24 protein-coding genes are annotated in these 25,784 nt (G+C 71.8%); 19 read left to right on the plus strand and 5 right to left on the minus strand.

Annotation, left to right across the window (positions count from 1 at the left end):
* The first annotated feature begins 86 nt into the window (after positions 1-86).
* Entirely contained in the window at positions 87-2,270 is a 2,184-nt protein-coding gene (locus tag QSK15_RS12100; protein ID WP_285794250.1) for an FUSC family protein, read from the plus strand.
* 58 nt (positions 2,271-2,328) lie between these two features.
* Positions 2,329-3,366 carry an aminotransferase class V-fold PLP-dependent enzyme gene (locus QSK15_RS12105; RefSeq protein WP_285794251.1) on the plus strand — a complete coding sequence of 346 codons (1,038 nt, stop codon included), beginning with the start codon at positions 2,329-2,331 and terminating at the stop codon, positions 3,364-3,366.
* Positions 3,367-3,429: 63 nt separating this feature from the next.
* On the opposite strand, the gene QSK15_RS12110 is transcribed toward QSK15_RS12105, so the two are convergent.
* The gene (locus tag QSK15_RS12110) at positions 3,430-4,602 is read right to left on the minus strand and encodes an acyl-CoA dehydrogenase family protein (protein ID WP_285794252.1); all 1,173 of its coding nucleotides are present in this window, start codon (positions 4,600-4,602) and stop codon (positions 3,430-3,432) included.
* A gap of 118 nt (positions 4,603-4,720) precedes the next feature.
* Between QSK15_RS12110 and QSK15_RS12115 the strand changes: the two genes are divergently transcribed.
* The 3 genes from QSK15_RS12115 (at position 4,721) to QSK15_RS12125 (ending at position 8,054) form a co-directional block, all read left to right on the plus strand.
* On the plus strand, positions 4,721-5,377 hold the full coding sequence (locus QSK15_RS12115; RefSeq protein ID WP_285794253.1) for a TetR/AcrR family transcriptional regulator C-terminal domain-containing protein: 657 nt from the start codon (positions 4,721-4,723) through the stop codon (positions 5,375-5,377).
* 80 nt (positions 5,378-5,457) lie between these two features.
* Entirely contained in the window at positions 5,458-6,915 is a 1,458-nt protein-coding gene (locus QSK15_RS12120) for an aldehyde dehydrogenase family protein (protein ID WP_285794254.1), read from the plus strand.
* On the plus strand, positions 6,912-8,054 hold the full coding sequence (locus QSK15_RS12125) for an alcohol dehydrogenase catalytic domain-containing protein (RefSeq protein ID WP_285794255.1): 1,143 nt from the start codon (positions 6,912-6,914) through the stop codon (positions 8,052-8,054). The genes QSK15_RS12120 and QSK15_RS12125 overlap by 4 nt, the downstream gene beginning before the upstream one ends.
* A 6-nt stretch (positions 8,055-8,060) precedes the next feature.
* On the opposite strand, the gene QSK15_RS12130 is transcribed toward QSK15_RS12125, so the two are convergent.
* A complete protein-coding gene (locus tag QSK15_RS12130; RefSeq protein WP_285794256.1) occupies positions 8,061-8,807 on the minus strand; it encodes a phosphotransferase family protein in 747 nt (248 codons plus the stop codon).
* A gap of 124 nt (positions 8,808-8,931) precedes the next feature.
* Here QSK15_RS12130 and QSK15_RS12135 point away from each other — a divergent pair, with 124 nt between their 5' ends.
* Positions 8,932-9,297 (plus strand): PadR family transcriptional regulator, encoded by a 366-nt coding sequence (locus QSK15_RS12135; protein WP_285794257.1) that lies wholly within the window; start codon positions 8,932-8,934, stop codon positions 9,295-9,297.
* On the plus strand, positions 9,294-10,670 hold the full coding sequence (locus tag QSK15_RS12140; RefSeq protein WP_285794258.1) for a permease prefix domain 1-containing protein: 1,377 nt from the start codon (positions 9,294-9,296) through the stop codon (positions 10,668-10,670). The genes QSK15_RS12135 and QSK15_RS12140 overlap by 4 nt, the downstream gene beginning before the upstream one ends.
* A gap of 60 nt (positions 10,671-10,730) precedes the next feature.
* On the opposite strand, the gene QSK15_RS12145 is transcribed toward QSK15_RS12140, so the two are convergent.
* Positions 10,731-11,588: an SPFH domain-containing protein gene (locus tag QSK15_RS12145; protein ID WP_279517276.1), complete on the minus strand. Its 858-nt coding sequence runs from the start codon at positions 11,586-11,588 to the stop codon at positions 10,731-10,733.
* A gap of 222 nt (positions 11,589-11,810) precedes the next feature.
* Between QSK15_RS12145 and QSK15_RS12150 the strand changes: the two genes are divergently transcribed.
* The 8 genes from QSK15_RS12150 (at position 11,811) to QSK15_RS12185 (ending at position 19,461) form a co-directional block, all read left to right on the plus strand.
* On the plus strand, positions 11,811-12,572 hold the full coding sequence (locus QSK15_RS12150; RefSeq protein ID WP_285794259.1) for an ABC transporter ATP-binding protein: 762 nt from the start codon (positions 11,811-11,813) through the stop codon (positions 12,570-12,572).
* Positions 12,559-13,251 (plus strand): ABC transporter ATP-binding protein, encoded by a 693-nt coding sequence (locus QSK15_RS12155; protein ID WP_285794260.1) that lies wholly within the window; start codon positions 12,559-12,561, stop codon positions 13,249-13,251. The genes QSK15_RS12150 and QSK15_RS12155 overlap by 14 nt, the downstream gene beginning before the upstream one ends.
* Before the next feature lie 51 nt (positions 13,252-13,302).
* The gene (locus QSK15_RS12160; protein WP_377620932.1) at positions 13,303-14,553 is read left to right on the plus strand and encodes an ABC transporter substrate-binding protein; all 1,251 of its coding nucleotides are present in this window, start codon (positions 13,303-13,305) and stop codon (positions 14,551-14,553) included.
* Positions 14,550-15,431, plus strand: a complete 882-nt coding sequence (locus tag QSK15_RS12165) for a branched-chain amino acid ABC transporter permease (RefSeq protein ID WP_285794261.1) — start codon at positions 14,550-14,552, stop codon at positions 15,429-15,431. Before QSK15_RS12160 ends, QSK15_RS12165 begins: the two co-directional genes overlap by 4 nt.
* Positions 15,428-16,441 (plus strand): branched-chain amino acid ABC transporter permease, encoded by a 1,014-nt coding sequence (locus tag QSK15_RS12170; protein ID WP_285794262.1) that lies wholly within the window; start codon positions 15,428-15,430, stop codon positions 16,439-16,441. Before QSK15_RS12165 ends, QSK15_RS12170 begins: the two co-directional genes overlap by 4 nt.
* A gap of 78 nt (positions 16,442-16,519) precedes the next feature.
* Positions 16,520-17,191, plus strand: coding sequence for a transcriptional regulator (locus QSK15_RS12175; protein ID WP_285794263.1), 672 nt, complete (start codon positions 16,520-16,522; stop codon positions 17,189-17,191).
* Between the two features lie 81 nt (positions 17,192-17,272).
* Positions 17,273-18,841 carry an MFS transporter gene (locus QSK15_RS12180; protein WP_285794264.1) on the plus strand — a complete coding sequence of 523 codons (1,569 nt, stop codon included), beginning with the start codon at positions 17,273-17,275 and terminating at the stop codon, positions 18,839-18,841.
* Between the two features lie 11 nt (positions 18,842-18,852).
* Positions 18,853-19,461: a TetR/AcrR family transcriptional regulator gene (locus QSK15_RS12185; RefSeq protein WP_285794265.1), complete on the plus strand. Its 609-nt coding sequence runs from the start codon at positions 18,853-18,855 to the stop codon at positions 19,459-19,461.
* Between the two features lie 103 nt (positions 19,462-19,564).
* Here the strand turns inward: QSK15_RS12185 and QSK15_RS12190 are convergent, their stop codons facing one another.
* Positions 19,565-21,484, minus strand: coding sequence for a helix-turn-helix domain-containing protein (locus tag QSK15_RS12190; RefSeq protein ID WP_285794266.1), 1,920 nt, complete (start codon positions 21,482-21,484; stop codon positions 19,565-19,567).
* Between the two features lie 14 nt (positions 21,485-21,498).
* Complete coding sequence (locus QSK15_RS12195; protein ID WP_285794267.1) at positions 21,499-22,281, minus strand: 3-hydroxybutyrate dehydrogenase; 783 nt, start codon at positions 22,279-22,281, stop codon at positions 21,499-21,501.
* 767 nt (positions 22,282-23,048) lie between these two features.
* Between QSK15_RS12195 and ruvC the strand changes: the two genes are divergently transcribed.
* The 4 genes from ruvC to yajC all read left to right on the plus strand — a co-directional run bounded on the left by ruvC (position 23,049) and on the right by yajC (position 25,777).
* Complete coding sequence (gene ruvC, locus QSK15_RS12200; protein WP_285794268.1) at positions 23,049-23,576, plus strand: crossover junction endodeoxyribonuclease RuvC; 528 nt, start codon at positions 23,049-23,051, stop codon at positions 23,574-23,576.
* A complete protein-coding gene (gene ruvA, locus QSK15_RS12205) occupies positions 23,573-24,175 on the plus strand; it encodes a Holliday junction branch migration protein RuvA (RefSeq protein ID WP_285794269.1) in 603 nt (200 codons plus the stop codon). Before ruvC ends, ruvA begins: the two co-directional genes overlap by 4 nt.
* A gap of 55 nt (positions 24,176-24,230) precedes the next feature.
* Positions 24,231-25,298 carry a Holliday junction branch migration DNA helicase RuvB gene (gene ruvB / locus QSK15_RS12210; protein ID WP_285794270.1) on the plus strand — a complete coding sequence of 356 codons (1,068 nt, stop codon included), beginning with the start codon at positions 24,231-24,233 and terminating at the stop codon, positions 25,296-25,298.
* A 122-nt stretch (positions 25,299-25,420) separates the two neighbouring features.
* Positions 25,421-25,777 carry a preprotein translocase subunit YajC gene (gene yajC, locus QSK15_RS12215; protein WP_081884077.1) on the plus strand — a complete coding sequence of 119 codons (357 nt, stop codon included), beginning with the start codon at positions 25,421-25,423 and terminating at the stop codon, positions 25,775-25,777.
* The last annotated feature ends 7 nt before the right edge of the window (positions 25,778-25,784 follow it).

A 25,784-nucleotide genomic window follows, 5' to 3' on the forward strand; every position in this document is an offset into this window, starting at 1 on the left:
TCGTCGCTAAACCCGCCGCCCGTGGCGGGGCGCGGTGGAGAATGGTGGGCCGGGGAGGGCTGCTGCGACGAACCGGGGGAGCGGTCGTGCTCGGAACCAGCCTCCTTGGCCGGCTTCGCCGCCGTGACCCGGGTGACGTCATCATGCGACGCGCGGCACGACTGACGCTCGTCGCGTCGGTCGTCTTCTTTGGCTGCCGCTACGGTGCGGGCAACTCCACCCTCGCCACGTACGGCTTGTTCGGCACGATCGCCGCCGGGTCGTTCGCGCAGCTGCCCGGTCCGGCACCGCAGCGGGCGCGGATCCTCGTGCTGTCGCTACCGGTGGTGTGGGCGCTGATCGCGGTGGGCTCGTTCCTGGCGTGGAGCACGTGGGCGGCCGCCGGCGGCATGCTCGTCGTCGGGTTCGTGGTGGCGTTCGCCGGGGTCGGCAACCCGCGCCTGGTGGGGTTGGCGAGCGCGTTCCAGCTCTTCTACATCCTGGCGTCGTTCCCGCCGTACCAGCCGGGCACCCTGCCGGCCCGACTCGGCGGGGTGACGCTCGCCATCGTGCTGCTCGCCGCGGCGGAGGTCGTCCTCTGGCCCGACCCGGTGCCGGTCTCCTACCGGCAGCGCCTCACCGCGGCGGCGGACGGCATCGCCGCCTTCCTCGACGACACCGCCGCCACGGTGACCGGCCTGCACACCGCCGGGGCCGACCGGGACACTCGGCGCGCGCGGGCGTACGACGTGGTGGCGGCGATCGAGTTGAACCGCAGCCCTCCGGCGTGGGCGCCCACCGCGGCGGGCGCCCAGGACCGGGCGTTGCGGATCTGCGCGGCCGCGCTTCGGGAGGTGCTCACCGAGGCGGACCGGCTGGCGGCGGACGCCCCACCGGAGCCGACCCCGGATCTGGCGGCGGCACGTCTGCTGCGCTCGTGCGCGGAAACCACCCGCGCCGCCGGCCGGAGCCTGTCGCCAAAGGCCCCGGCGGTGACCCTCGCCGACCTGGACGTGGCGGTCGGACGAGCCGAGGCGGCGTACCCCGTGGGAGCGGGCAGCGCCCGCGACGGGCCGGACGTGCAGCGGTTGTGCCGGGACGCGACGGTGCTGGCCCTCGCGGACCAGGTGCGGGTCTTCGCCGTCGGTTGCCGGGTGGCCGCCGGGGCACGGCTCGACGACCCGCACGCCTCCTCGGGTCTGTTCGAGTACGCCCGGCGCAGCCCGTGGACGCTGTACTGGTGGCAGTTCCGCTCCCACCTGGCGCCGCGCTCGGCCCACCTGCACAGCTCGCTGCGGCTGGCCGTGGCCCTCGCCATCGCCCGGGTGGCCGCCGGGGTGTTGCAGCTGAACCACGGCTTCTGGGTGCTGCTGGCCACCCTCACGGTCCTGCGCACCTCGGCCGCCGACACCCGCACCGCGCTGCGGCCGGCCGTGCTGGGCACGATCATCGGAGCGGTCGTCAGCGGCGGGGTGATGCTCGTCGTCGCTGATCCGATCGTCTACGCCATCGTCCTGCCGATCACCCTGCTGCTGGCTTTCGGCGTTGGCCGCCTGCTCGGTCCGGTGTGGCAGCAGGCGCTGTTCACCGTGCTGCTGACTGTCGTCTTCGCCCAACTGAGCCCGGCAGGGTGGCGGCTCGCCGAGGCCCGCCTCGTCGACGTGCTGCTCGGCGCGGTGATCGGCGTGCTCGCCGGGGTGGCGATGTGGCCGCGCGGCGCGGGCCACGACCTGCGGTACAACGCCACCCGCTACCTGAAGGCCAGCGCCGACGCTGTCGAAGAGACGGTCCAGGCGGTGCTCGGCGACGCCCCGCCACCCGAGGGTGCCCTCAGCCGGGTCCGTCGGCGGATGGTCCTGATCGACTCGTCGTACTGCCAGTACCACTCGGAGCGGCACGATCCGCACGGTCAGCGGGTGAACTGGGATGCCGTCCTGAGCACCGGGCACCACGTCGTGCCGGGCGCTGAGGCGCTGCTGCGCCGCAACCCGCCCGGCTGCCTCGCCGGTTGGCCCGAGGCGGCGGCGCTGCTGGCGGACGCCGTCGGCCGCCTGCGCTCGGCGTACGACACCCTCGCCGACGAGGTCGCCCACGGCCGGACAGCGGGCCCGGCACCGGTCTCGATGACCTGCGTCGACCAGTTGGACCGGATCCGTCCGCTGCTGCGCGGGGCCGACCTGCGGTCCGTCCGGCACCTGGTGGAGGTCGACCGGTGGCTCGCCGGTCTCGCCGACAGCCTCACCCGGATCCAGCGGCCCACCGCCGACGAGTCGGCCGGCCGCGGCCGGTGAGGCCGCGGGTCGCCGATTGGCAGTGCCCGTCGCGCCGGGCTCGACATAGCGTCGGGGCATGGAGATCGAGCAGGCGCAGAAGCTGTGGCAGCCGGAGCCGGGCTGGTTGAACACCGCCAGCTACGGGCTGCCGCCGGAGCCGGCGTGGGCGGCGGTGCAGGAGGCCCTTACCGCCTGGCGGGTTGGTCGTACGTCGTGGGAGGGGTGGGGTGAGTCGACGCACCGGGCCCGGGAAACGTTCGCCGGCCTGATCGGGGTGCCGACCGGTGACGTGGCGGTCGGCGCGGCCGTGTCCCAGCTCCTCGCGCCGGTCGCGGCGGCGCTGCCGGCCGGTGCCACGGTGGTGGTCCCCGAGGTCGAGTTCACCTCGAATCTCTTCCCCTGGCTGGTGCAGCGGGAGCGGGGTGTCACGGTCCGGACGGTGCCGCTGGAGTCGCTGGTCGACGCCATCGACGACGATACCGACCTGGTCGCGTTCAGCCTGGTGCAGTCGGCAGACGGGGCAGTCGCGGCGTACGACGAGATCGTGGCCGCGGCCCGCGCGCACGACGCACTGGTGGCGGTGGACGCGACGCAGGCGTGCGGGTGGTTGCCGTTCGACGGCGGCCGGGCCGACGTGGTGGCGGTGGGCGGCTACAAGTGGCTGATGAATCCGCGCGGGACCGGGTTCGCCTATCTGGCCCCCGCGCTGCGTGAGCGGCTGCGCCCCGACGCCGCCGGCTGGTACGCGGGCGACGACCCGCACGCCTCCTACTACGGTCCGCCGCTGCGGTTGGCTGACGACGCCCGCCGGTTCGACATCTCACCGGCCTGGTTCAGCTGGGTCGGCGCGGCGCCCGCCCTGGAGGTGGTCGCCGAGATCGGCGTGTCGGCGATCGGGGCGCACAACGTGGCGCTGGCCAACCGGTTCCTGACCGGGCTGGGTCGGCCACCGGGGGAGAGCGCCATCGTCAGCGTGGACGTGCCCGACGCGCAGCAGCGCCTCGCGGCGGCCGGCATCCGGGCGGCGGTGCGCGCCGGCCGGGTAAGGGCCTCCTTCCACGTCTACTCCACCGAGGCCGATGTGGACGCCGCGCTGACGGCGTTGACCGGCTGAAACCCGACGTCGGGGACGACCGGGCGCGCACCCGGCCGTCCCCGATCGCGTACGGCATACGACTCAGGCCAGGTGGCCGCCGATCTTCGTGTAGCCGCGCAGCAGGTCCCGGGAAATGATCAACCGTTGCATCTCGTCGGTGCCCTCGAAGATCCGGTAGAGCCGGACCTGCCGGTACCAGCGTTCGATCGGCAGTTCCCGGGTGTAGCCCATGCCGCCGTGGATCTGGAGCACCCGGTCGACCACCCGGTTGACCATGCCGGCGCCGTAGAGCTTGCCCATCGACGAGGCGTGCCGGGGATCCAGCCCCTGGTCGACCGTCCACGCCGAGCGCAGCACCAGCCAGCGGGCCGCCTCCAGTTCGGTCTCCGAGTCGGCGATCATCCACTGGATGGCCTGGTTGGTGCCGATCGTCGCGCCGAACGTCTCCCGGGTGTTGGCGTAGTCGATGGCCATCTGCAGCACCCGCTCGGCGATGCCGATGGCGTGTGACGGGATGGTGTAACGACCCTTGCCGATCCACTCCATGCCCAGCGTGAAGCCCTGCCCGATCTCGCCGAGAATGTTGCGGTGCGGCACGCGGACGCCCTCGAAGATCAGCGACGCCGGACCGCCCTCGCCCATCGTCTGGATGAACTCCGACCGCCAGCCCATCGACCGGTCCACCAGGAACGCCGTGGCGCCGCCGTTGCGGGCCCCCTTCTCCCGGTCGGTCACTGCGACCACGATGGCGAAGTCGGCGTCGTGGCCGCCGGTGATGAAGGTCTTCTCGCCGTCGAGGATCCAGTCGTCGCCGTCGCGGCGGGCGGACAGCCGGATGTTGGCCGCATCCGAACCGGCGCCCGGTTCGGTGATCGCGAAGCAGGAGCGGCGCTCGCCCTCGATGGTCGGGATGAGGAACTCCCGCTTCTGCTCCTCGGTGGCGTGGAACAGGATGTTGTCCGCCTCGCCGCCGAAGCGGAACGGCACGAACGTGCGGCCCAGTTCGGTCCAGATCAACGACTGGAGGACGGCCGGCAGGTTCATCCCGCCGTACTCTTCCGGTGTGGCCAGGCCCCAGAAGCCGAACTTGCGCGCCTTGAGTTGCAGTTCCCGCACCTCGGAGTGGTCCAGGCCCGGCTGGTGCGCCCGTTCCCGGCGGAGCACCTCCGCTTCCAGGGGCATCACCTCGCGGGTGATGAACGCGCGCACGGTGTCTCGGACGGCGCGTTCCTCGTCGGACAGTGCGAAGTTCACGGTTCCCCCTCGGTCGGCGTGGCGGTGCGCCGCTGCGGGACGCAGCGGTCACACCTAAACTAGCGGTGTAAGTTTTCATTCGTCCAGACCCCACGACCCGAGACCCGCGAGGAGCGCAGTGCCCCGACCCCGCCAGCCCCGGCTCACCCGGCAGCTGATCGTCGAGAGCGCCACCGCGCTCATCGACGCCGAGGGCCTGCCCGCCTTCTCCACCCGCCGGCTCGCCGCCGAACTGGGCGTCCGCGGGCCGTCGCTCTACAACCACTTCGCCACCAAGGACGAGATCCTCGACGCGGTCGCCGACACGGTCACCGGTGCCGTCGACACCAGTGGCTTCGCCAGCCGGGACTGGGTCACCGCGCTGCGGGACTGGGCCTGGTCGTACCGGCGGGCGCTCACCGCGCACCCGAACATCGTGCCGTACCTCGCGCAGGGGCCGGGTCGTCGACCGGCCGCCCTCGCGATGGCCGACGCGGTCTACGGCGGCCTGGTCCGGGCCGGCTGGCCGCCGGCCCGCGCCACCCACATCGGCGCGGCGCTGCGCTACTTCGTGGCCGGGTCGGCGCTCGGCTCGTTCGCCCGCGGTTTCGTCGAGGACCCGGAGCTGTACGCGGCGCACTACCCGCACCTGCGCCAGGCGCACCGGCTCGCCGAACACCAGCAGAGCGTCGACGAGGGCGCCTTCGCCCTGGGCCTGGACGCCCTGCTGCACGGGCTGGCGGCCGAGTACGCCCGCACCGTCGACCCGGTGGAGTCCGCCCGGCCCACCGGGTAGCGTCCAAACTCCCAGCGCTAGTTTCATCGCCCCTCGCGACCCCGTCGCCATCGCCCATCGCCCACCCTCGAAGGGACGACATGGACCTCGCCGCCGCCCCGCCGTCGCAGTTGCCCGACCCCCTGCGCCTCCGGCGCCACCTGTACGTCGGCGGGGAGTGGACGTCGCCCGCCGGCACCGACCTGATCGACGTGGAGAACCCGAGCAGCGGGGAGCTGATCGGGCAGGTGCCGGCCGGTACCCCGGCCGACGTGGACCGCGCCGTCGCCGCGGCCCGCGCCGCGTTCCCCGGCTGGTCGGCCGCCACCCCCGCCGAGCGCTCCGCTCACCTCGACCGGCTGCACACGGCGCTCGCCGCCCGGGCCGACGACCTCGCCCGCACCATCGCCGGGGAGCTGGGCTCGCCGCTCAAGCTCGCCACCCGGGTGCAGGTCGGGCTTCCGTTGACAGTGCTGCGCGACCATGTGGCGCTCGCCGCCCGCGAGCCGGTCGAGGAGCACATCGGCAACTCCCTCGTCATCCGCGAGCCGATCGGCGTGGTCGGCGCGATCACGCCGTGGAACTACCCGCTGCACCAGGTGATGGCGAAGCTCGCCCCGGCCCTGGCCGCCGGTTGCACAGTGGTGCTCAAGCCCAGTGAGCTGACCCCGTTGACCGCGTACCTGCTCTTCGACGCGGTCACCGAGGCCGGTCTGCCGCCGGGGGTGCTGAACCTGGTCAGCGGCACCGGGCCGGTGGTCGGCGAAGCTCTCGCCGGGCACCCCGACGTCGACCTGGTCTCGTTCACCGGCTCCACCGCCACCGGCGCGCGGATCATGCGGCTCGCCGCCGACCGGATCGCCCGGGTCGCGCTGGAGCTGGGCGGCAAGTCCGCCAACGTGATCCTCCCGGACGCCGACCTGGCCACCGCCGTCAAGGTGGGCGTCGGCAACGCCCTGCTCAACTCGGGTCAGACCTGCACCGCGTGGACCAGGATGCTGGTGCACGCTGACCGGTACGACGAAGCCCTCCACCTGGTCGCCACGGCGGTGGCCGGCTACCGGCTCGGTGACCCGTTCGACCCGGCGACCCGGCTCGGCCCGTTGGTCTCCGCCGCGCAGGCGCAGCGGGTGCGCGGCCACATCGACCGGGCCGTCGCCGACGGCGCCCGGCTGGTCGCCGGTGGACCGGACGCGCCGGTGCCGGACCGGGGGCACTTCGTCGCCCCCACCGTCTTCGCCGACGTGCACCCCGACAGCGCGCTCGCCCAGGAGGAGGTGTTCGGCCCGGTGCTCGCCGTCATCCCGTTCGCCGACACCGACGAGGCGGTCGCCATCGCCAACAACTCGAAGTACGGGCTGGCCGGCGCGGTCTGGTCCGCCGACACCGACGCGGCACTGGCGGTGGCCCGGCGGCTGCGCACCGGCGCCGTCGACATCAACGGCGCCCCGTTCAACCCGCTCGCCCCGTTCGGTGGCTACAAGCAGTCCGGCCTGGGCCGGGAGTTGGGCGTGCACGGGCTGGCCGAGTTCTGCGAGCTGAAGGCGATCCAGCGATGACCGGCGGCGAGCTGTCCCCGGCAGCGCCGGGCGGCGGCACCGAAGCGGCGTCCGCGCCGGTCACCGTCCGCGCGCTGGTCGCGCGCGGGTCGGGTGCCGAGCTGCGGGTCGAGCGGGTACGCCTGCCCGCGCCCGGCCCCGGCGAGGTGCGGGTGACGATCACGGCGGCCGGTGTCTGCCACTCCGACCTGTCCATGGTCAACGGCACCCTCGCCGCGAGGTTCCCGCTGGTGCTCGGGCACGAGGCGACCGGCGTGGTGGCCGAGACCGGGCCGGGCGCGCAGGTGGCCGTCGGCACCCCGGTGGTGCTCAACTGGGCACCGGCGTGCCGGGCCTGCTGGTGGTGCCGGCGCGGCGAGCCGTGGCTCTGCGCCGCCACCACAGCCCCGACCGTGGCGCGTGGCGAGACCGACGACGGGGTCCCGCTGCACCTGACCCTCGGCCTTGGCGCTCTCGCCGAGGCGGTGGTGGTACCCGAGCGTGCCGTCATCCCGATCCCGGCCGGGCTGCCGCCCGAGCAGGCCGCACTGCTCGGCTGCGCGGTGCTCACCGGTGTGGGTGCGGTCCGGAACACCGCCCGGGTGACGCCCGGCGAGTCGGTGGCGGTCGTCGGTCTCGGTGGCGTCGGGCTCGCCGTGCTCAGCGCGGCCCGCCGGGCCGGTGCCACCACGATCCTGGCCGTCGACGTCGCGGAGGCGAAGCGGGATCTGGCGCTGGCCGCCGGGGCTACCGACTTCCTGCTCTCCGACGACCGGCTCTCCAAGGAGGTACGGGCGCGCACCGAGAGCCGTGGCGTCGACCACGCCTTCGAATGCGTCGGTCGGGCCGCCACCATCCGTGCCGCCTGGCGGCTCACCCGGCGCGGCGGAGCGGTGACAGTGGTCGGGATGGGCGCGAAGGACGACATGGTCAGCCTCGGCGCGCTGGACATCTTCCACTCGGCGCGCACGCTGCGCTCCTCGGTGTACGGATCGTCCGACCCGGATCGGGAGGTGCCGATGCTGGCTGCCGAGCTGGCCGGCGGCGCACTGGATCTGGGGGTGCTGGTCAGCGGCACGATCCCGTTGGACGAGGCGCCCACCGCGTTCGACCGGCTGGCCCGGGGCGAGGGCGCCCGCTGGGTGGTTACCCTCAGCTGACGTCCGTCACAGCCGGGATTTCAGGACGTCGACCTCGCAGCCGGGCGCGAACGGGTCGAAGCCGTGCTCGACGAGCCAGCGGATCGCCAGCAGGCTGCGCGCCGACCACCAGCCACGGATGACGTCGAGGTCGACGTCGGCGCGGTAGCCGGCGAGGACGTCGGCGAGGCGTTCCTCGTGCCCGAGCGTCAGGGTGGCGAGGTCGAAGAGGGCGTCGCCCTGGCCCGCCTCGGACCAGTCGATCACACCGGTGACCTCGTCGCCGTCGACGAACACGTGGGTGATCTGGAGGTCGCCGTGCGTGAACACCGGGGTCCACGGTCGGAGCGCCGCCTCGGCGACCTGGCGGTTGCGGGCGACCAGGTCGGTGGGGAGGACGCCGTCGCGCACGAGCCACTCGCACTCGGCGTCGAGCTGTGAGGTCAACTCGGCGCGGTCGCGACCGGGCCATGACGGTAGCGGCGCGTCGTGCAGCTTCCGAACGGCGGCGCCCACGGCGGTCCACGCCGCCGACGACGCGGTCGACGGCTCGCCGAGGCGGCCGAGCGCCGTACCGGGCAGGGCGGCGAGCGCGAGCACGGGCGGCTGGCGCCAGAGGACCTCGGGAGTCGGGACCGGCGCGATGGCCATCGCCTCGACCTCGACGTCGGTGCGCCTCGAATCAGCGTCGATCTTCAGGAACACGTCGCCGATGCGCAGGGTGGCGCGTTCCTGATGGGCTACCACCACCTTGACCTCCGGCACACCGGCCATTGTGGTGACCCGACCATCGGGATTCGAGCGATTTTCGCCGGGCCGGTGTTGGCGCTGAGGTTGCGCCAGGCGATATACCTAGCAGTACTATGCATCGTACTTCTAGGTTTGGGCGGGAGGTTTCATGAAGGTCGCCAAGGACCTGGTCGCCGCCTCGGCGACCCCGATGGTGCTCGGCATATTGGCCGAGGGCGAGAGCTACGGCTACGCCATCCTCCGGCGGATCAACGAGCTGTCCGGGGGTGAGCTGGACTGGACCGAAGGGCTGCTGTACCCGTTGCTGCACCGACTTGAGCGCCTCTCCTATCTGGAGTCGAGCTGGCAGTCGGTCGCCGGTGAGCGCAAGCGCAAGTACTACCGCATCACCGACAGCGGCCTGGCTGAGCTGGCCGAGCAGCGCCGGCAGTGGGACACGGTGGTGGGCGCGCTCAAGGAGATCTGGCAGCACCGCGCGCCGCTGACGGTACCCCCGTTGGAGGGCCTGGCATGACGGCACACGACGGCCCGGAGGAGTTGGAGGCGCAGTTCGCCCAGTGGCGCCAGTACGTGCTCCGTCGCCGGGAGTTGCAGGCGGTGGACGCCGACGAGTTGGAAGACCACCTACGCGGCTCCGTCGATGAACTCGTCGCCGCCGGCCTGAGCGCGGACGAGGCGTTCCTGGTCGCGGTGAAACGGATGGGTAGCCTCGACGAACTCTCCCGCGAGTTCGCCCGGGAACACTCGGAGCGGTTGTGGAAGCAGTTGGTGCTGACCGGCGACTCCGCCGGCCCGGCCGACGGCACCCGCTCCCGGCGGGACCTGTGGGTGATGCTCGCCTGCGCGGCGGGCGCGTTGGTGTCCGTCAAGGTGCCGGCGCTGTTCGGGCTGAGCTTCGCCGACGACGGCGCGTTCTACGCGCGGAACTTCACACTGTTCGCGTTGCCCTGGCTGGCGGCGTACCTGGCCTGGCGTCGGAGCGCCCGACGGCCGGTGATCGCGGCACTCGCGGTTTTCTTCGCCCTCGGCGCGGTGGCGGCCAACGCCTACCCCCTGGCGGACGACTCGCAGTCCGTGGTCGTCACCAGCGTCCACCTTCCCATCGCCCTGTGGCTGGTGGTCGGCCTGGCCTACGTCGCCGACGACTGGCGCTCGTCGCGTCGGCGCATGGACTTCATCCGGTTCACCGGCGAGTGGTTCATCTACCTGGTGCTGATGGCGCTCGGCGGCGGCGTGCTCGCCGCGTTCCTGTTCAACACGTTCGCGGCCATCGGCATCGTCCCGGAGGAGTTCGTCTCGCAGTGGCTGCTGCCCGGTGGCGCCGCGGCGGCTGTCGTGGTGGCCGGGTGGCTCGTCGAGGCCAAGCAGAGCGTCGTCGAGAACATCGCGCCGGTGCTCACCCGGCTGTTCACCCCGCTCTTCACGGCCGCCCTGCTCGCCTTCCTCGTCGCTGTCGTCTGGACCAGCCACGGCATCGACGTCGAGCGTGAGGCGCTGCTCCTCTTCGACCTCCTGCTGGTCGTGGTGCTCGGGCTGCTGCTCTACTCACTGTCGGCCCGCGATCCGTCGGCCCTGCCCGGCCCGTTCGACAAACTCCAACTCGCGCTCGTGGTCAGCGCGTTGGCCATCGACGTGCTGGTGTTGATAGAGATCACCGGGCGCATCACCGACGACTACGGCGGTACGCCCAACCGGGCGGCAGCGCTCGGCGAGAACGTGATCCTGCTGGTCAACCTCGCGTGGTCGGCGTGGCTCCTGCTGACCTTCATTCGCCGACGTACGCCGTTCGCGGCGCTCGAACGGTGGCAGACCGGTTACCTGCCGGTGTACGCGGCGTGGGCCTGGATCGTGGTGCTGGTGTTTCCGCCGCTGTTCAGCTTCGCCTAGGGCCAGCGACCAGCCGAGCACCGGGGCCGGCCCACCCGCCACCGGTGGGCCGGCCCGCTGTCACTTGCCGGTGACGATGCCCGGGTTGATACACAGGCCCGGGTTCGCGCCGTTCTTCTCCGCGATCTCCAGGCAGCGGGTCACCTTGTCCACCTTCGCGTTGGTCTCGGTGATCTGCTTGGAGATCTCGGCGTTCTTGCGGTCCTGCTCCAGGTTGCGGGTCTGTGCCAGCTTGTCCTGGAACGCCTTGATGTTGCCCTCGGTCTTGTCGTCGTGGTTGACCCGGGTGATGGTCACCGAGAGGATGTCCACGTCACTGGCGAGGCGGGTCTCCGCGCTGGTCTTGATGTTCGCGGCAAACGGCTTCAGGTCGACGTTGAGGTCACCGGTCCGGGCGTCGATCTTCTCCAGCGGGTTGTACGCGGCGAAGGCGTCGTTCACCGCGCTGTCGAGCTGCACGCCCACCCGCTGACCGCGGAAGCTGCCGAAGTCGCCCTTGTAGTCCATGAACTGCTTCGGCGCGTTCTCCGGCTTGACCTGCCATTCGACGAGCACCTCGACGCAGGCGTCGGCGAGGGTGCCGGTGCGCACGCGTACGCAGTTGTTGCCGCCGATGTGGTCGTACTTCTGCCGGCCCGCGTCCCACTCGCCGACCTTCTGCCAGGGCGCCACCCACTTCAGGCCCGATCCGGTCACCTCTCCGGTGGGCTTGCCGAAGCTGGTGACGATGCCGACCGAGCGGATGGGCACCGAGTGGGCGCTGGAGGCGATGCCGACCACCAGTGTGAGGGCGAGAAGGCCGAGCGCCGCGAGGGCGGCCATCCGCTTGAGTGGCCGGGCGGGAGCGACGAGAGCGACGACGGCGCTGACCGCCAGGGCGACGGCGAAGACGATCGCCATGGTGAAGCCGACGGGCATGGGGTGGGGACCTTCCGTTGGGCTGTGTGGATCATCAACCTAGGGGGTCCGGTCAAGTCGACGGCACGGGGAGTGGAGTTCACGCACGTCAGACGTGGGTCGAATATGGAGTCCATCGACATGGTTCGACTCTGGCGGCCCGCCGTAGGTTTCGTCCACGCGACGGGCCTGTGACCGCGGTCACCGAACCGACCGTCGCCGCGACGTGCGGAGGATGAGGCGATGGCCGGGCAAGCGCTCCTGTCGGCCCGTGGGCTGACCCGCGACTTCCGGGGCTTCCGGGCAGTCGACGACATCGACCTCGACGTGGCGTCGGGCAGCGTGCACGCGCTGGTCGGCCCCAACGGCGCGGGCAAGACCACCCTGTTCAACCTGCTCACCGGCTTCCTGCGACCCAGTGGTGGACGGATCGAGCTGGCCGGGCGGGACGTCACCGGGTTGCCCCCGGAGCAGGTGGCCCGGCTCGGTGTGGCCCGCTCGTTCCAGATCACCAGCCTCTTTCCCCAGCTGTCCGCCCGCGAGCACGTCGCGTTGGCGTTGCAGTCGTCAAGCGGGCTGGGCTGGCGGTTCTGGCGCTCGGCGAAGCTGATGGGCCGCTACGCCGAACGGGCCGACCAACTGCTGGCCATGGTGGGGCTGGCCGAACTGGCGCACGCCCCCTCCGCGGCCCTGGCGTACGGCCGGAAACGCGCCCTGGAGCTGGCCATCGCCCTGGCGTTGGACCCGAAGGTGCTGCTGCTCGACGAGCCGACTGCGGGCATGGGCCTGGAGGACGTCGACCGCACCGTCGAGTTGATCGGTCGGGTCCGCCAGGGCCGGACCGTGGTGATGGTCGAGCACAACATGAGCGTGGTCGGCCGGCTCGCCGACACCGTCACCGTCCTCCAGGCCGGCAAGGTCCTCGTCGAGGGCCCGTACGAGCAGGTCCGCACCGACGAGCGCGTGATCACCGCCTACCTGGGAGTCGCCGATGCTGCGCATTGAGAACCTGTCCGCCTTCTACGGCGAGGCGCAGGTGTTGCGCGACGTCAGCCTCGAGGTCTCCGCCGGCGAGGTGGTCACCCTGGTCGGCCGCAACGGCGCCGGCAAGTCCACCCTGCTGCGCTGCGTGATGGGACTGCATCCCGGTCAGCGCGGCACGGTGGAGTTGGACGGGCGGGACGTCACCAGGCTGCCGGCGCACAAGCGGGCACGCCTGGGGTTGGGCTGGGTGCCCGACGATCGGGGCAGCTACGCCACCTTGACCGTCACCGAGAATCTCACGCTGCCACCCACGGTCGGCCCCGACCCGTGGTCGTTGGAGCGGGTGTACGAGGCGTTCCCGGCCCTGCACACCCGACGGGACTCGGCGGCCACCATGCTCTCCGGCGGCGAGCAGCAGATGCTCGCGCTGGCCCGGGTGCTGCGGATGGGCGCCCGGCTGCTGCTCTGCGACGAGCCCACCGAAGGGCTGTCGCCACTGCTGGTGCAGCAGGTCGGCGACCTGCTGCGCGAGGCCAAGCGGCACGGGGTGACAGTGCTGCTGGTCGAACAGAACCTGCACTTCGCCACCGGTGTCGCCGACCGGCACTACCTGCTGGCCGAGGGCCGGGTCGCCGAGGCGATGGACAACTCCGAGGTGCGTTCGCGCGAGCGCGAGCTGCTCGCGTACCTCGGGATCTGAATTTTCCCAACGACGACCCGCGCGACGACGCGCGGGATGGATGGAGTGGGCATGCGCAGGACGATGGGTGTGGCCGCGGCGTCGGCCGTGGTGGTGCTGGTCGCCGGATGCGGCGGCGGCGGACCTCAGTCGAGTGGCGACCAGAAGCTGACCGGCGACAAGATCGTGCTGGGCGTGCTCAACGACCAGTCCGGGGCGTACTCGGAGTTGTCCGGGAAGAACTCGGTGGCGGCGGTGGAGATGGCCATCGCCGACTTCACCGCGAAGTACGGCGACAAGGCGGTGACCACCGACATCACCGTGGAGACCGCCGACCACCAGAACAAGCCGGACGTGGCCAACTCCAAGGCCCAGGAGATGTACGACCGCAAGGGCGTCGACCTGATCCTGGACGTGCCCACCTCGTCGGCCGCGTTGAAGGTCGCCGACGTGGCGAAGGAGAAGAAGAAGCTCTACTTCAACATCGGAGCGGCCACCACCGACCTGACCGGCAAGAGCTGCAACAAGTACACCTTCCACTACGCGTACGACACGTACATGCTGGCCAACGGCACCGGGAAGACCACCACCGAGCAGATCGGCAAGAACTGGTACATCCTCTACCCGAACTACGCCTTCGGTCAGGACATGGAGAAAAGCTTCTCCACCGCGATCACGGCGGCCGGCGGCACTGTCGTCGGCAGGGACGGGGCGCCGTTCCCGAACACCAGCGGCGACTTCTCCACCTTCCTGCTCAAGGCGCCGACCCTGAACCCGAAGCCGGACGTGCTGGGCACCATGCAGGCCGGTGCGGAACTGGTCAACGTGGTGAAGCAGTACAACGAGTTCAAGCTGCGGGACAAGGGCGTCGGCCTGGCGGTGGGGCTGATGTTCCTCACCGACATCCACTCGCTCACCCCGGCCGCGCTGGCCGGCACCACGTACACCGACGCCTGGTACTGGAACTTCGACGCCAAGAACCGGGAGTTCGCCGACCGCTTCCAGCAGAAGGCCGGCACCCGGCCGACGTTCGCGCACGCGGCCAACTACTCGGCGGCGTGGCAGTACCTGGAGGCGGTGCAGGCCGCCGGCACCGATGACGCGGACGCCGTGGTCAAGAGCCTGGAAGGCAAGACGGTCGAGGACGTCTTCCTGCGCAACGGGAAGATCCGCGCCGAGGACCACCGGGTGGTGCACGACGCGTACCTCGCCCAGGTGAAGCCGCAGTCCGAGGTAACCGAGCCGTGGGACTACGTGAAGGTGCTCAAGACGATCCCCGCCGCGGAGGCGTTCCGCGCGCCCTCGGCGGACTGCAAGCTATGAGTGGTTTTGCGCAGAACACGTTCAACGGGCTGGTGAGTGGGGCGTTCTACGCCCTGCTCGCCCTCGGGCTCGCGGTCATCTTCGGCATGCTGCGGGTGGTCAACTTTGCCCACGGCGCGTTCTACATGCTCGGCGCGTTCGGGGCGTACGTGCTGCTCAGTGAGGCGGGCGTGCCGTTCTGGGCCGCCCTGGTGATCATGCCGGTGGGGTTGGGTCTGCTGGGCGTGGCGCTGGAACGCGCGGTGATCCACCGGCTCACCAAACTGGACCCGCTCTACAACTTCCTGCTCACCTTCGGTCTCACGCTGATCCTTCAGGACCTGGTGAAGCTGCGCTACGGCGTGCAGTCCAGCCCGTACGAGACGCCGTCGGTGTTGAGCGGGTCGGTCGACTTCGGGCTGTTCGACTTCCCGACGTACCGGGTGTTCATCCTCGGCTTCACGGTGCTGCTCTGCGTCGCGGTGTGGTGGGTGCTGACCCGGACCCGGATCGGCATGGTGGTCCGCGCGTCCACCGAGCGGCCGGACCTGACCCGCGCCTTCGGCATCGACGTCGGACGGTGGGTGACCCCGGTCTTCGGCTTCGGTATCGGGCTGGCCGGCCTCGCCGGGGTGTTGGCCGCGCCGATGCGCGCGGTCAACCCGTTGATGGGCGCCGACCTGATCATCGTGGTGTTCGCCGTGGTGGTGATCGGCGGGTTGGGCTCGATCTTCGGGTCGGTCGCCGCCGGCTTCGGCATCGGGCTGGTGCAGGCGTGGGGTGAGGCGTACCTCTCCGACTTCCCGCTCGTCTCGCAGACGATCGTCTTCGTGGTGATGGCCGGCGTGCTGCTCTGGCGCCCGGCCGGCCTGTTCGGTCGGGAGGAGGCCCCCGCATGACCAACACCGTGGACACTCCTACCGACGCGTCCCGCTCGACGCCGCCGTCCGGGCTGATCGCCGTGGCCCGCGCGCCCGGCTGGGTTCGGTACGCGCTGCTCGCCGTCGGCCTGGCCGTCGCGGTGTGGCTGCCCAACGGCCTCTACCCGGCGGTCGCGGTCGACATCCTCTGCTGGGCGCTGTTCGCCGTGGCCGTGGACCTGCTACTGGGTTTCACCGGGCTGATGTCCTTCGGTCACGCCGCGTTCTGGGGCACCTCCGCGTACGTCACCGGGCTGGTGGCCATCCACGCCGGTCTGCCGTTTCCGCTGGCGGTGCTGGCCGGGGCCCTCGCCGCGGCCGTGCTGGCGGTGCCGATCGGGTACCTGGCGGTCAAGCGGACCGGCATCTACTTCGCCATGGTGACCCTCGCGTTCGCGCAGATGGTCTACTACGTGGCGAACGAGTTGCGTTCGGTGACCCAGGGCGAGAACGGTTTGCAGGGGGTGCCCCGCGAGCTGTTCGGCATCGACCTCACCGACGACTACTTCTTCTACTACGCGATCCTGCCGATCGTGCTGCTCGGGCTCGCCGCCGCCTGGCGGATCGTGCACTCACCGTTCGGTCGGGTGCTGGTCGGCATCCGGGACAATCCGGCCCGGGCGCGGGCACTGGGCTACCCGGTGCACCGTTACAAGCTCACCGCGTTCGTGCTGTCCGGGTTCATCGCCGGCCTCGGTGGCGGGTTGTTCGCGGTCGGCCACCGGTTCGTCTCCCTGGACGTGCTGCACTGGACCACCTCCGGCAAGGCGGTCATCGTGGTGGTGCTCGGCGGGATCGGGACCCTCTGGGGTGGGGTGCTCGGCGCCGCCCTCGTGGTCCGGCTGGAGGACTGGTTGTCGTTCTCCGGGTTCGAGGCGATCGGCCTGGTGACCGGCGGCATATTCGTCCTCGTCGTGGTGCTGTTCCGGCGCGGCATCTGGGGAAGTGTCGCCGCGTTGGCCCACCGGCTGGCGGCCCGTCGCCGCTGAGATTGCGCGACGGCGCATCCGCCACGCGCCCTCCGAGCGAACCCCCGGGTAGAGACCGTCTACCCGGGGGTACGTGTGGTGCTGAGCGCTTCGATGCCGGCGGATGCCGTGGAGGTCGCGTACAAGCGCGTCTGTCTCGCGGCTGAGGACCTGGACAGTAACCGTGTCGCCACTGTCCTGCTGGAGATGGCGCACGCGTGGGGAGTCGAGGCGCTCTGGGAGCAGGTCTGCGGGCCGCTGCTGGCCCGGGTGCCGGGGCGGACCGCCGCTGAGATCGCCGTCGAGCACGCCCTGAGCGAGGGTGTCCGGGTCGGGATGGACGTGTACCGCCGGGAGCCCGGCCGGGCCCTGCCCGCGGGCGGGGTGTTGCTGGCCGGCGCCGAGCAGGAGGCGCACTGCCTCGGGCTGCACGCCCTCGCCGCCGCGCTGCGCGAGCGGGGCCGCGGCTGTCTGTATCTCGGCCCGGCGCTGCCCTGGGGCGCGCTGGCCAGTGCGGCGCACCGGGCCCGACCCCGCACCGTCGTGCTCTGGTCGCAGACGCCGCTCACCGGCCGCGCGTACCGCCTGGTGCGCTTCGCCCGGGACTTCCCGCGCCTTCGGGTGTACGGCGCGGGGCCGGGGTGGATCGAGCCGCTCGGCGAGCCGGCCGTGCGGCTCGGCACGTTGGCGGACGCCGTCGCGGCCTGCCTGGCGGTACCGCCGGGGCGTGACGCCCACCACATACGATACGGATCGGTACCGTATCGTTAATGCGCGTCGTACGCTGACTCGCGTTACGAGTCTGACCCGTATCGTATTTCGTCGCGGGTGATCATGGGGGGAAAGCCAGGAATGGAACTGCAGAACAACACGGGACACCCGAGGCGGTGGGCGATCCTGGGGGTGCTGGTGATCAGCCTCCTCGTGGTCGTCCTCGACAACACGATCCTCAACGTCGCCCTGCGCACCCTGGCCGACCCGGTGCACGGCCTCGGTGCCAGCCAGGGCGAGCTGGAGTGGTCCATCAACTCCTACACCCTCGTCTTCGCCGGGCTGCTGTTCACCTTCGGCGTGCTCGGCGACCGCGCCGGCCGCAAGCGCTTCCTGATGATCGGTCTGCTGGTGTTCGGCCTGGCGTCGCTGCTCTCCGCGTACGCCCAGAGCCCCGGACAGCTCATCGCGGCCCGCGCCCTGATGGGGGTCGGCGGCGCGGCCATCATGCCGGTGACGCTGTCGATCATCTCCAACGTCTTCGACCCGCGCGAGCGCGGTCGGGCCATCGGGGTCTGGGCCGGCGCTGTCGGCCTCGCCGTGGCGATCGGCCCGATCCTCGGCGGCGCGCTGCTGGAGCACTTCTGGTGGGGCTCGGTCTTCCTGATCAACGTGCCGGTGGTCGCCGCGGGCGTGGTGCTGGTGGCGCTGCTGGTCCCCGAGTCGCGTGACCCGCGCCCGGGCCGCATCGACGTGCTCGGCGTCCTGCTCTCCGTGGTCGGCCTGGTCGCCCTCTCCTACGGCATCATCGATGGCGGCGAGCACGGATTCGGCCGCCCGCTGGCCTGGGGCTCGATCCTGGTCGGCGTCGCGGTGCTGGCCTGGTTCGTGCAGCACGAGCGGCGCAGCGACCACCCGTCGCTGGACGTCCGGCTGTTCAAGGTGCCCCGGTTCGCCGCTCCGGTCGCCATCGTCGGCCTGGTGTTCTTCGCCGCGATGGGCTCGATGTTCTTCGGGTCGTTCTACCTGCAACTCGTGCGTGACTACAGCCCGTTGCAGACCGGTCTGCTCTTCCTGCCCTTCGCCGGCGCCCAGCTGGTCTTCGCGCCGCGCAGCGCCACGATGGTCCGCCGCTACGGCGGTAAGGCCGTCGCCGCCGTCGGGTTGGTGCTGACCGCTGTGTCACTCGGCGCCTTCGTCTTCATCGGCGCCTCCACCCCGATCTGGATCGTGCTGCTCGTCTTCCTCATCCAGGGCGCCGGGATGGCCAACATCATGCCGCCGGCCACCGAGTCGATCATGTCGGCGCTGCCCCGGGAGAAGGCCGGGGTGGGCTCCGCGGTCAGCAACACCATCCGCCAGGTGGCCGGCGCGCTCGGCGTTGCCGTCCTCGGCTCGGTGCTCTCCGCTGTCTACCGCAGTGACATCGGTGACGCGCTGACCGGCCTGCCCACGCAGGCCCAGGACGCGGCCAACGAGTCGATCTCCGGGGCGTACGCGGCGGCGGGCCAGCTCGGCCCGGCGGCACCGGGGCTGATCTCGGCGGCCAACGACGCCTTCGTCACCGCCATGCACTGGGCGGCCGGGCTCTCCGCAGTGATCGCCGCGCTCGGGATCATCGTGGTGCTGCGCTGGATGCCGGGCAAGGAGGAGACCAGCGTCGCCCCGGTGGCGCCGGTCGCCGAGCCCGAGTTGGCCGGCACGGCCTAGGTGCGGGAAGAATGTCGGACATGACGTCCACTGCTGATGCTCCGCGGTCGCCCGGGCGACCGCGGAGCATCCGTGCCGACGAGGCGATCATCGAGGCCACCCTCGACCTGCTCGCCGAGGGCAGCACCACCGAGGCGCTCTCGATCGAGGCCATCGCTGCCCGCGCGGGGGTCGGCAAGGCCACCATCTACCGCCGCTGGGCCGGCAAGGACGCGTTGCTGCTGGACGCGCTGCGCCGGCTCAAGGGCATCATGGCTCAGCCGGTCGGCACCTCCGTCCGCGACGACCTGGTGCTGCTGGTCGGCGCGGTCGGCACCAACGTCGACCCGCGAGCGGCGAAGATCATGCCCTGCCTGGTGCCCGCCGTGAACCGCACCCCGGACCAGTACCAGCTCTACCAGAACATCATCGAGCCCCGGCGGCAGCTGATGCGCGAGGTGCTGCGGCGCGGCATCGACGAGGGCGTGCTGCGCGCCGACATCGACGTCGAGGTGACCATGGCGCTGCTCACCGGGCCGATGCTGATCCAGCGGGTGTTGCAGTGGAATCCTGACCTGGACGACAAGGACCTGCCCGAACGCGTGGTCGACGCGGTGCTGGAGGGCATCCGGGCCCGCTGACGGCGGCGGTCAGGGTGCCCGCTGACCGGGTGTCGGTCAGCGGGGTGCCCGCCGACCAGGCGTCCACGGCACGATGCCGTCGGCACGGGCGGCCCGGAGTCGGTCAGCCGACCGGCGCGCGCAGCCGGTGCAGACGCAGCGCGAGCTGCACCTCCAGCGCCCGCTCGGGCCGCTGCCAGTCGACGCCGAGCAACTGCCCGACCCGCTCCAACCGCTGGGTCACCGTGTTGACGTGCACGTGCAGTTGCTCGGCGGCCCGGGCCAGGCTGCCACCCACCCCGAAGTACGCCTCCAGCGTCTTCACCAGCGCCGTGCCGCGGCGGGCGTCGTAGTCGAGCACCGGGCCGACCGTGGCGCTGAGGAACTCCGTCACGTCCCTCTCACCGCGGTCACCGACAGTGCCCAGCAACAACCCGACGAAGCCCAACTCCACGGTGCTCGCGCCCTCCCCGGCACGCCCCAACGCGCCCAACGCCGTCAGGCACCGGTCCGCCTCCTGAAACGTCACTGCCAGCGCCGCCGGGGTGTTCGCCGGACCACTCGCCCCGGCGGTCACCGGGCGGCCGGTCACCCGGGACAGGTCCCGGGCCACCGCGCGGGCACTGCCGCCGGCGTCCGAGCCCGGCAGCATCAGCACCACCCGGCCATCGCGCGCCGCTGCCAGTCCGCCGCGCGCCGAGGCGTACGTGGTGGCCCAGGAGAGCACCCGCTGCCGAGCCGAACCGGTCGCGGCGATCGCGTCGTCACCCACCGCCACCAGCACGTGCGGGGCGTCCAGGTCCACGCCGAGCCGACGGGCCCGGCTGCGCAACGCGTCGGTGTCGCGCAGCGGGCGGGCGATCAGGTCGTCCAGCAGCTCGCCCCGCACCCGCCCCTCCGCCTCCGCGACCGTCCGGCGGAACAACAGCAGCAACGCGGTCACCAACGCGGCCCGCTCCAGGATGCGCTGGTCGGCGTCGACCAACTCGTCGTCCGGGCGCAGCACCAGGGCGCCCAGGTTCTCCGCGCCGGCCACCACGGCGGCGTACCAGAGCGGACCCCGGCGGACGCTGCGCCCCTCGGTCCGGGACGCGGCCACCGCCTCGACGATGTCCGCGCGGTCCGGCTCCTCGATCTCACCCACCCGGGCCAGCAGACGGCCCTCGGCGTCCAACGCCAGCAGCGCGCCGCCCAGCACCTCGGTCACCGCCGCCGCCACGTCCTCCACCCCACCGCCGCGCAGCACCAACGCGGTCATCCGGTCGTGGGCCGCCGCCGCCCGCTCCACCGAACTGCTGTGCGCCCGGATGGTGGTGTTCGCCGCCGACAACTCGGCCAACGCCGAACGGGTCTCGGCCAGCAGCCGGGCGGTGTCGATCGCCACGGCGGCGTGCGCGGCCAACGACACCAGCAGCGCCACCTCCTCCCGGACGAACGGCCGGGCCGAACGGTTGGCCGCGTAGAGCACCCCGATCGAGGTGGAGCCGAGCCGCAGCGGCACCCCGAGGATCGCCACCAGACCCTCCTCACCCACCCCCGCGTCGATCTCGCCGGTGTGGTGGAAGCGGGCGTCCTCGCCGTAGTTCGCGGTGACGTACGGGGCGCCCGACTGGGCCACCAGGCCACCGAGGCCGGCACCCATCGGCAGGCGCAGCCGCTGGAAACGGGCCGAGACCGACCCGTCGGTCACCCGCATGTAGGTGTCGCCGCGTTCGTCGTCGTTGAGCGTCATGTACGCCACGTCCGCGCCGAGCAGGTGGCGGGCCCGGTGCACGATCGCCCGCAACACGTCGTCCAGGTCGCGCAGCCCGGCCAGGTCGCTGACCGTGTCGTAGAGGCCGGACAGCTCGCTCTCCCGGCGGCGGCGACGCTCCAGCAGCGCGCGGACCCGCAACGCCACCGCCCTGGCCTGCTCCAGCTCGGCCAGCCGCTCCGGCGGCAGCCCGGCGGCCCGCGCGGCCACCAGTGGTCCCTCGAACTCGACGGCCGCGGCCTCTCGGGCGAGCAGCTCCAGGAACTCCACCGGCGATGACATGGTCGACATTGTGCTCAGCCCCACTAGTTGGCCGTCCAGCCCCCGTCGAGGGCGATCGACGCTCCGCTGATGAACGCCGCCGGCGGCGAGCAGAGGTACGCCAGCAGTTCGGCCACCTCCTCCGGCTCGATCAACCGCTTGATCGCGGCGCGGGCCAGCATGATCTTCTCGACAACCTCGGTCTCGTCGATGCCGTGACTGGCCGCCTGGTCGGCGATCTGGCTCTCCACCAGGGCGGTGCGCACGTACGCCGGGTTGATGCAGTTGGCGGTGACCCCGTGCGCGGCGCCCTCCAGCGCGACCACCTTCGACAGCCCTTCGAGGGCGTGCTTGGCCGAGACGTACGCGGCCTTGTAGGGCGAGGCGCGCAGCCCGTGCACCGAGGAGATGTTGATGACCCGCCCCCAGCCGCGGGCGTACATGTGCGGCAGCGCCCGGCGGATCAGCAGGAACGGTGCCTCCACCATCACCCGCTGGATGTACTCGAAGCGCTCGACGGGGAAGTCCTGCAACGGCGCGACGTGCTGGAGCCCGGCGTTGTTCACCACGATGTCCACGTCCGCGTCGAGGGAGTCCACCGCCGCGGCGTCGGACAGGTCGACCCCCTCCGCCCGCCCCCCGGCCTCGGCGGCCACCGCCTTGGCCGCCTCCAGGTTGCGGTCCACCACGAGCACCGTGGCGCCGGCCGCGCCGAGCCGCAGGGCACACGCCCGCCCGATGCCGCCGCCGCCCCCGGTGACCAGGGCGGTCCGACCGGTGAGGTCGACCTGTACGACGTGGGGGAGCACCACGGGTTCTGCCGTCATGGCGCAAGAAGTTACGAGCTGTGTGCTCCCCGGCACATGGGCCGGCGACACATACTCCGTGCCGAAGCTGTGTGGCCCGCCCGCCCCCGCCATCCACTCACCCGCCCGCTCCCGTCCGCAGTCAGGCCCACTCCCATCCCCGCGCCCCGCCCCGCCCCGCCCCGCCCCGCCCCGCCCCGCCCCGCCCCGCCCCGCCCCGCGTCGCCCCGCCCCGCGTCGCCCCGCCCCGCGTCGCGTCGCCCCGCGTCGCGCCGTCTCGGCTCGCGCAGTGATCCACTCGGCTTTCAGGAAGTCGGGGCGTCGGGGCGCCTCTGACAGCGCGACTTCCTGAAAATCGAGTCGATCAACGGGCGAGGTCGGGATGACGTGGCGATCCGTGCCGTGCCGCGCCCGCAAGATCGCGCTCGACCAGGAAGTAGTGGCATCCCGCTGTTGTGTGACCACTCGATCCTGGTTCGAGCGCGATCTTGGCGGCTGTGGGTGTTCGAACCCACGCACCTGCGGGTCGGTAGGGGTGTGGGTCCACCAAGATCCGCGCAGATTCGGGGATGTTGCTGCCTCCGGCGTATCGGAGACAGCAACATCGGGGAAGTTGCTCGGATCTTGGGCGCGGGGCGCGGGGCGCGGGGCGCGGGGCGCGGGGCGCGGGGCGCGGGGGCGTGTCCCGTGGGGTGTGGGCCGCGGGGGCGTGTCCCGTGGGGCTGGTGGGAAGGGCGCCGGTTAGGGTGTCGAACACACGTACTGCTGACGGTTGGGGAGGGGGCGGCGTGCGCGTGCTCGGTGTCGACCCGGGTCTGACCCGGTGTGGGGTGGGAGTGGTCGAGGGTGTGCCCGGCCGGCCCTGCACCCTGGTCGCCTACTACGTGGTCTACACCGACCCGGCCGACGACCTGGCGTTGCGCCTGCTGCACCTGGACCGGTCGCTGAGCGAGCTGGTGGCCGAGCACCAACCGGAGAGCGTCGCCGTCGAGCGGGTGTTCAGCCAGCACAACGTCCGCACGGTGATGGGCACCGCGCAGGCCAGCGGCATCGCGGTGCTGGCCGGGGCGCGGGCCGGGCTGCCGGTGCAGACGTACACCCCGAGCGAGGTGAAGGCGGCCGTGACCGGGTCCGGTCAGGCCGACAAGGCGCAGATGACCGCGATGGTGACCCGCCTTTTGCGGTTGGCCGAGCCGCCGAAGCCGGCCGACGCCGCCGACGCGTTGGCCCTGGCCATCTGCCACGTGTGGCGCGGCGGGACCCGCTCCAAGCTGGCCGCTGCGGCCGACCGGGCACGACGAGGAGGAGCACGATGATCGCCAGCGTGCGCGGCACGGTGACCGCGACGGGTCCGGACCAGGCCGTGATCGAGGTCGGTGGGGTCGGGCTCGCCGTGCACTGCGCCCCGGGGACCCTCGCGGAACTGCGGGTCGGCCAGGTCGCCCGGCTCGCCACCAGCCTGATCGTGCGGGAAGATTCGCTGACCCTCTACGGCTTCGCCGACGACGACGCCAAGTCGCTGTTCGAGCTGTTGCAGACCGCCAGTGGGGTCGGCCCGCGGCTGGCCCAGGCGGTGCTGGCGGTGCACACCCCGGACGCGGTCCGCAAGGCGATCGCCAACGCCGACACCGCCGCCCTGACCCGGGTGCCCGGTATCGGCAAGAAGGGTGCGGAACGCCTGGTGCTGGAGCTGCGCGACCGGATCGGCCCGGTGCCGATCGGTGCCGACGGGTCGGCCGGGGTGACCCGCGGCAGCTGGCCGGAGCAGGTCCGGCAGGCACTGGTGGGGTTGGGTTGGACAACCAGTCAGGCCGATCAGGCGGTGGCCGCGGTGGCGGAGTCGATCGAGGGCGAGACCCCGCCGGTGCCGGTGCTGCTCAAGCAGGCCATCCGGTTGCTGGGTCGGACCCGATGAGCGCGAGGAGTGAGCCGGGTTTGCGAGCCCCGCAGTCGCGAATGACGACGGCCCGATGAGCGAGACCGAAGGGCTCGTCTCGGCGTACGTCAGCGACGCCGACCGGGACGCGGAGGCCACGGTTCGGCCGAGGCGGTTGGCCGAGTTCATCGCCCAGGACCGGGTCCGCGACCAACTGGACCTGTTGTTGCAGGGCGCCATGCGGCGGGGGTCGCCGCCGGACCACATTCTGCTCTCCGGCCCACCCGGGTTGGGTAAGACGAGTCTGGCCAACATCGTCGCCGCCGAGTTGGGCGCGGGTATCCGGGTGACCAGCGGCCCGGCGATCGAGCGGTCGGGTGATCTGGCGGCGATCCTGACCAGCCTCGCCGAGGGCGACGTGCTCTTCATCGACGAGATCCACCGGATCGCGCGGCCGGCGGAGGAGTTGCTGTACAGCGCGATGGAGGACTTCCGGGTCGACGTGGTGGTGGGCAAGGGTCCGGGGGCGACGGCGATCCCGCTGGACGTCGAGCCGTTCACCCTGGTCGGTGCCACGACCCGGTCGGGCCTGTTGACCGGGCCGATGCGGGACCGGTTCGGTTTCGTCGCGCACCTCGACTTCTACTCCCCGGCGGATCTGGAGACGCTGCTGCACCGTTCGGCGCGGATCCTGGGGGTGCCGATCACCCCGGAGGGCGCGACCGAGATCGCCGGCCGGTCCCGGGGTACGCCGCGGATCGCCAACCGGCTGCTGCGCCGGGTCCGCGACTACGCCGAGGTCCGCGCGGACGGGGTGGTCGATCTCGATACCGCCCGCGCCGCCCTGATCGTGTACGACGTGGACGCGCTGGGCCTGGACCGGCTGGACCGGGCGGTGCTGACCTCGTTGGTCGACTCGTTCCGGGGTGGCCCGGTCGGGTTGTCCACCCTGGCGGTGGCGGTGGGGGAGCAGCCGGACACGGTCGAGGAGGTCTGCGAGCCGTTTCTGGTGCGAGCCGGGCTGTTGGCGCGTACGCCTAGGGGGCGGGTGGCGACCGAGGCTGCCTGGCGGCATCTGGGGCGGACGCCACCGAATGGTACATTTGGTGTAGATAGTCCACCTGTGCCCGATCTGTTCTCGTCGGATGCCGAACAGCCGTGATGTGAACGTGATCTGTGCCGCATTCGGCGTTCTCAGGTGCAGGGTTTAGACTTCGCCGCGGTCTGTACAGGACGTGAGAATCCGCCTCCGCTCCGGCACCCACGGTGCCGGGCAGGCGGCCAATGGGAAGGTCAGTAACCGTGCAATTGGCAGCAGCGGGTGGCGGGGCCGGCGGTTTCACGCCGATCCTGATGATCGCCCTGCTCTTCGGCGTCATGTACTTCATGATGATCCGGCCCCAGCAGAAGCGCCGCAAAGAGGCGGAGGCGATGCAGTCCAATCTCGGCCCCGGCGACGAGGTCGTGACCATCGGCGGGCTCTACGGCACGGTCACCGGCATCGAGGACGACACCGTCCTGATCGAGGTCGCCCCGGGCGTGCAGACCCGCTACGCCCGCCCGGCCATCGCGCGGGTGGTCACCCGTGCGGAGCTGCCGAGCGAGCCGGTCACCGAGGACGCGGACACCGCCAAGGACTGACCCCTCC

It is taken from the genome of Micromonospora sp. NBRC 107095 (genome assembly GCF_030269705.1).
In the GTDB taxonomy this organism is placed as follows: Bacteria; Actinomycetota; Actinomycetes; order Mycobacteriales; family Micromonosporaceae; genus Micromonospora; species Micromonospora parva.

Coding starts and splice junctions, on each gene's coding strand:
- QSK15_RS12105 (WP_285794251.1), top strand. CDS start 2,329: ATGGAGATCGAGCAGGCGCAGAAGCTGTGGCAGCCGGAGCCGGGCTGG.
- QSK15_RS12140 (WP_285794258.1), top strand. CDS start 9,294: ATGACGGCACACGACGGCCCGGAGGAGTTGGAGGCGCAGTTCGCCCAG.
- QSK15_RS12165 (WP_285794261.1), top strand. CDS start 14,550: ATGAGTGGTTTTGCGCAGAACACGTTCAACGGGCTGGTGAGTGGGGCG.
- QSK15_RS12185 (WP_285794265.1), top strand. CDS start 18,853: ATGTCGGACATGACGTCCACTGCTGATGCTCCGCGGTCGCCCGGGCGA.
- ruvA (WP_285794269.1), top strand. CDS start 23,573: ATGATCGCCAGCGTGCGCGGCACGGTGACCGCGACGGGTCCGGACCAG.
- QSK15_RS12120 (WP_285794254.1), top strand. CDS start 5,458: ATGGACCTCGCCGCCGCCCCGCCGTCGCAGTTGCCCGACCCCCTGCGC.
- yajC (WP_081884077.1), top strand. CDS start 25,421: ATGGGAAGGTCAGTAACCGTGCAATTGGCAGCAGCGGGTGGCGGGGCC.
- ruvB (WP_285794270.1), top strand. CDS start 24,231: ATGAGCGAGACCGAAGGGCTCGTCTCGGCGTACGTCAGCGACGCCGAC.
- QSK15_RS12150 (WP_285794259.1), top strand. CDS start 11,811: ATGGCCGGGCAAGCGCTCCTGTCGGCCCGTGGGCTGACCCGCGACTTC.
- QSK15_RS12190 (WP_285794266.1), bottom strand. CDS start 21,484: ATGTCGACCATGTCATCGCCGGTGGAGTTCCTGGAGCTGCTCGCCCGA.
- QSK15_RS12160 (WP_377620932.1), top strand. CDS start 13,303: ATGCGCAGGACGATGGGTGTGGCCGCGGCGTCGGCCGTGGTGGTGCTG.
- QSK15_RS12195 (WP_285794267.1), bottom strand. CDS start 22,281: ATGACGGCAGAACCCGTGGTGCTCCCCCACGTCGTACAGGTCGACCTC.
- QSK15_RS12135 (WP_285794257.1), top strand. CDS start 8,932: ATGAAGGTCGCCAAGGACCTGGTCGCCGCCTCGGCGACCCCGATGGTG.
- QSK15_RS12125 (WP_285794255.1), top strand. CDS start 6,912: ATGACCGGCGGCGAGCTGTCCCCGGCAGCGCCGGGCGGCGGCACCGAA.
- QSK15_RS12170 (WP_285794262.1), top strand. CDS start 15,428: ATGACCAACACCGTGGACACTCCTACCGACGCGTCCCGCTCGACGCCG.
- QSK15_RS12155 (WP_285794260.1), top strand. CDS start 12,559: ATGCTGCGCATTGAGAACCTGTCCGCCTTCTACGGCGAGGCGCAGGTG.
- QSK15_RS12130 (WP_285794256.1), bottom strand. CDS start 8,807: ATGGCCGGTGTGCCGGAGGTCAAGGTGGTGGTAGCCCATCAGGAACGC.
- QSK15_RS12180 (WP_285794264.1), top strand. CDS start 17,273: ATGGAACTGCAGAACAACACGGGACACCCGAGGCGGTGGGCGATCCTG.
- QSK15_RS12145 (WP_279517276.1), bottom strand. CDS start 11,588: ATGCCCGTCGGCTTCACCATGGCGATCGTCTTCGCCGTCGCCCTGGCG.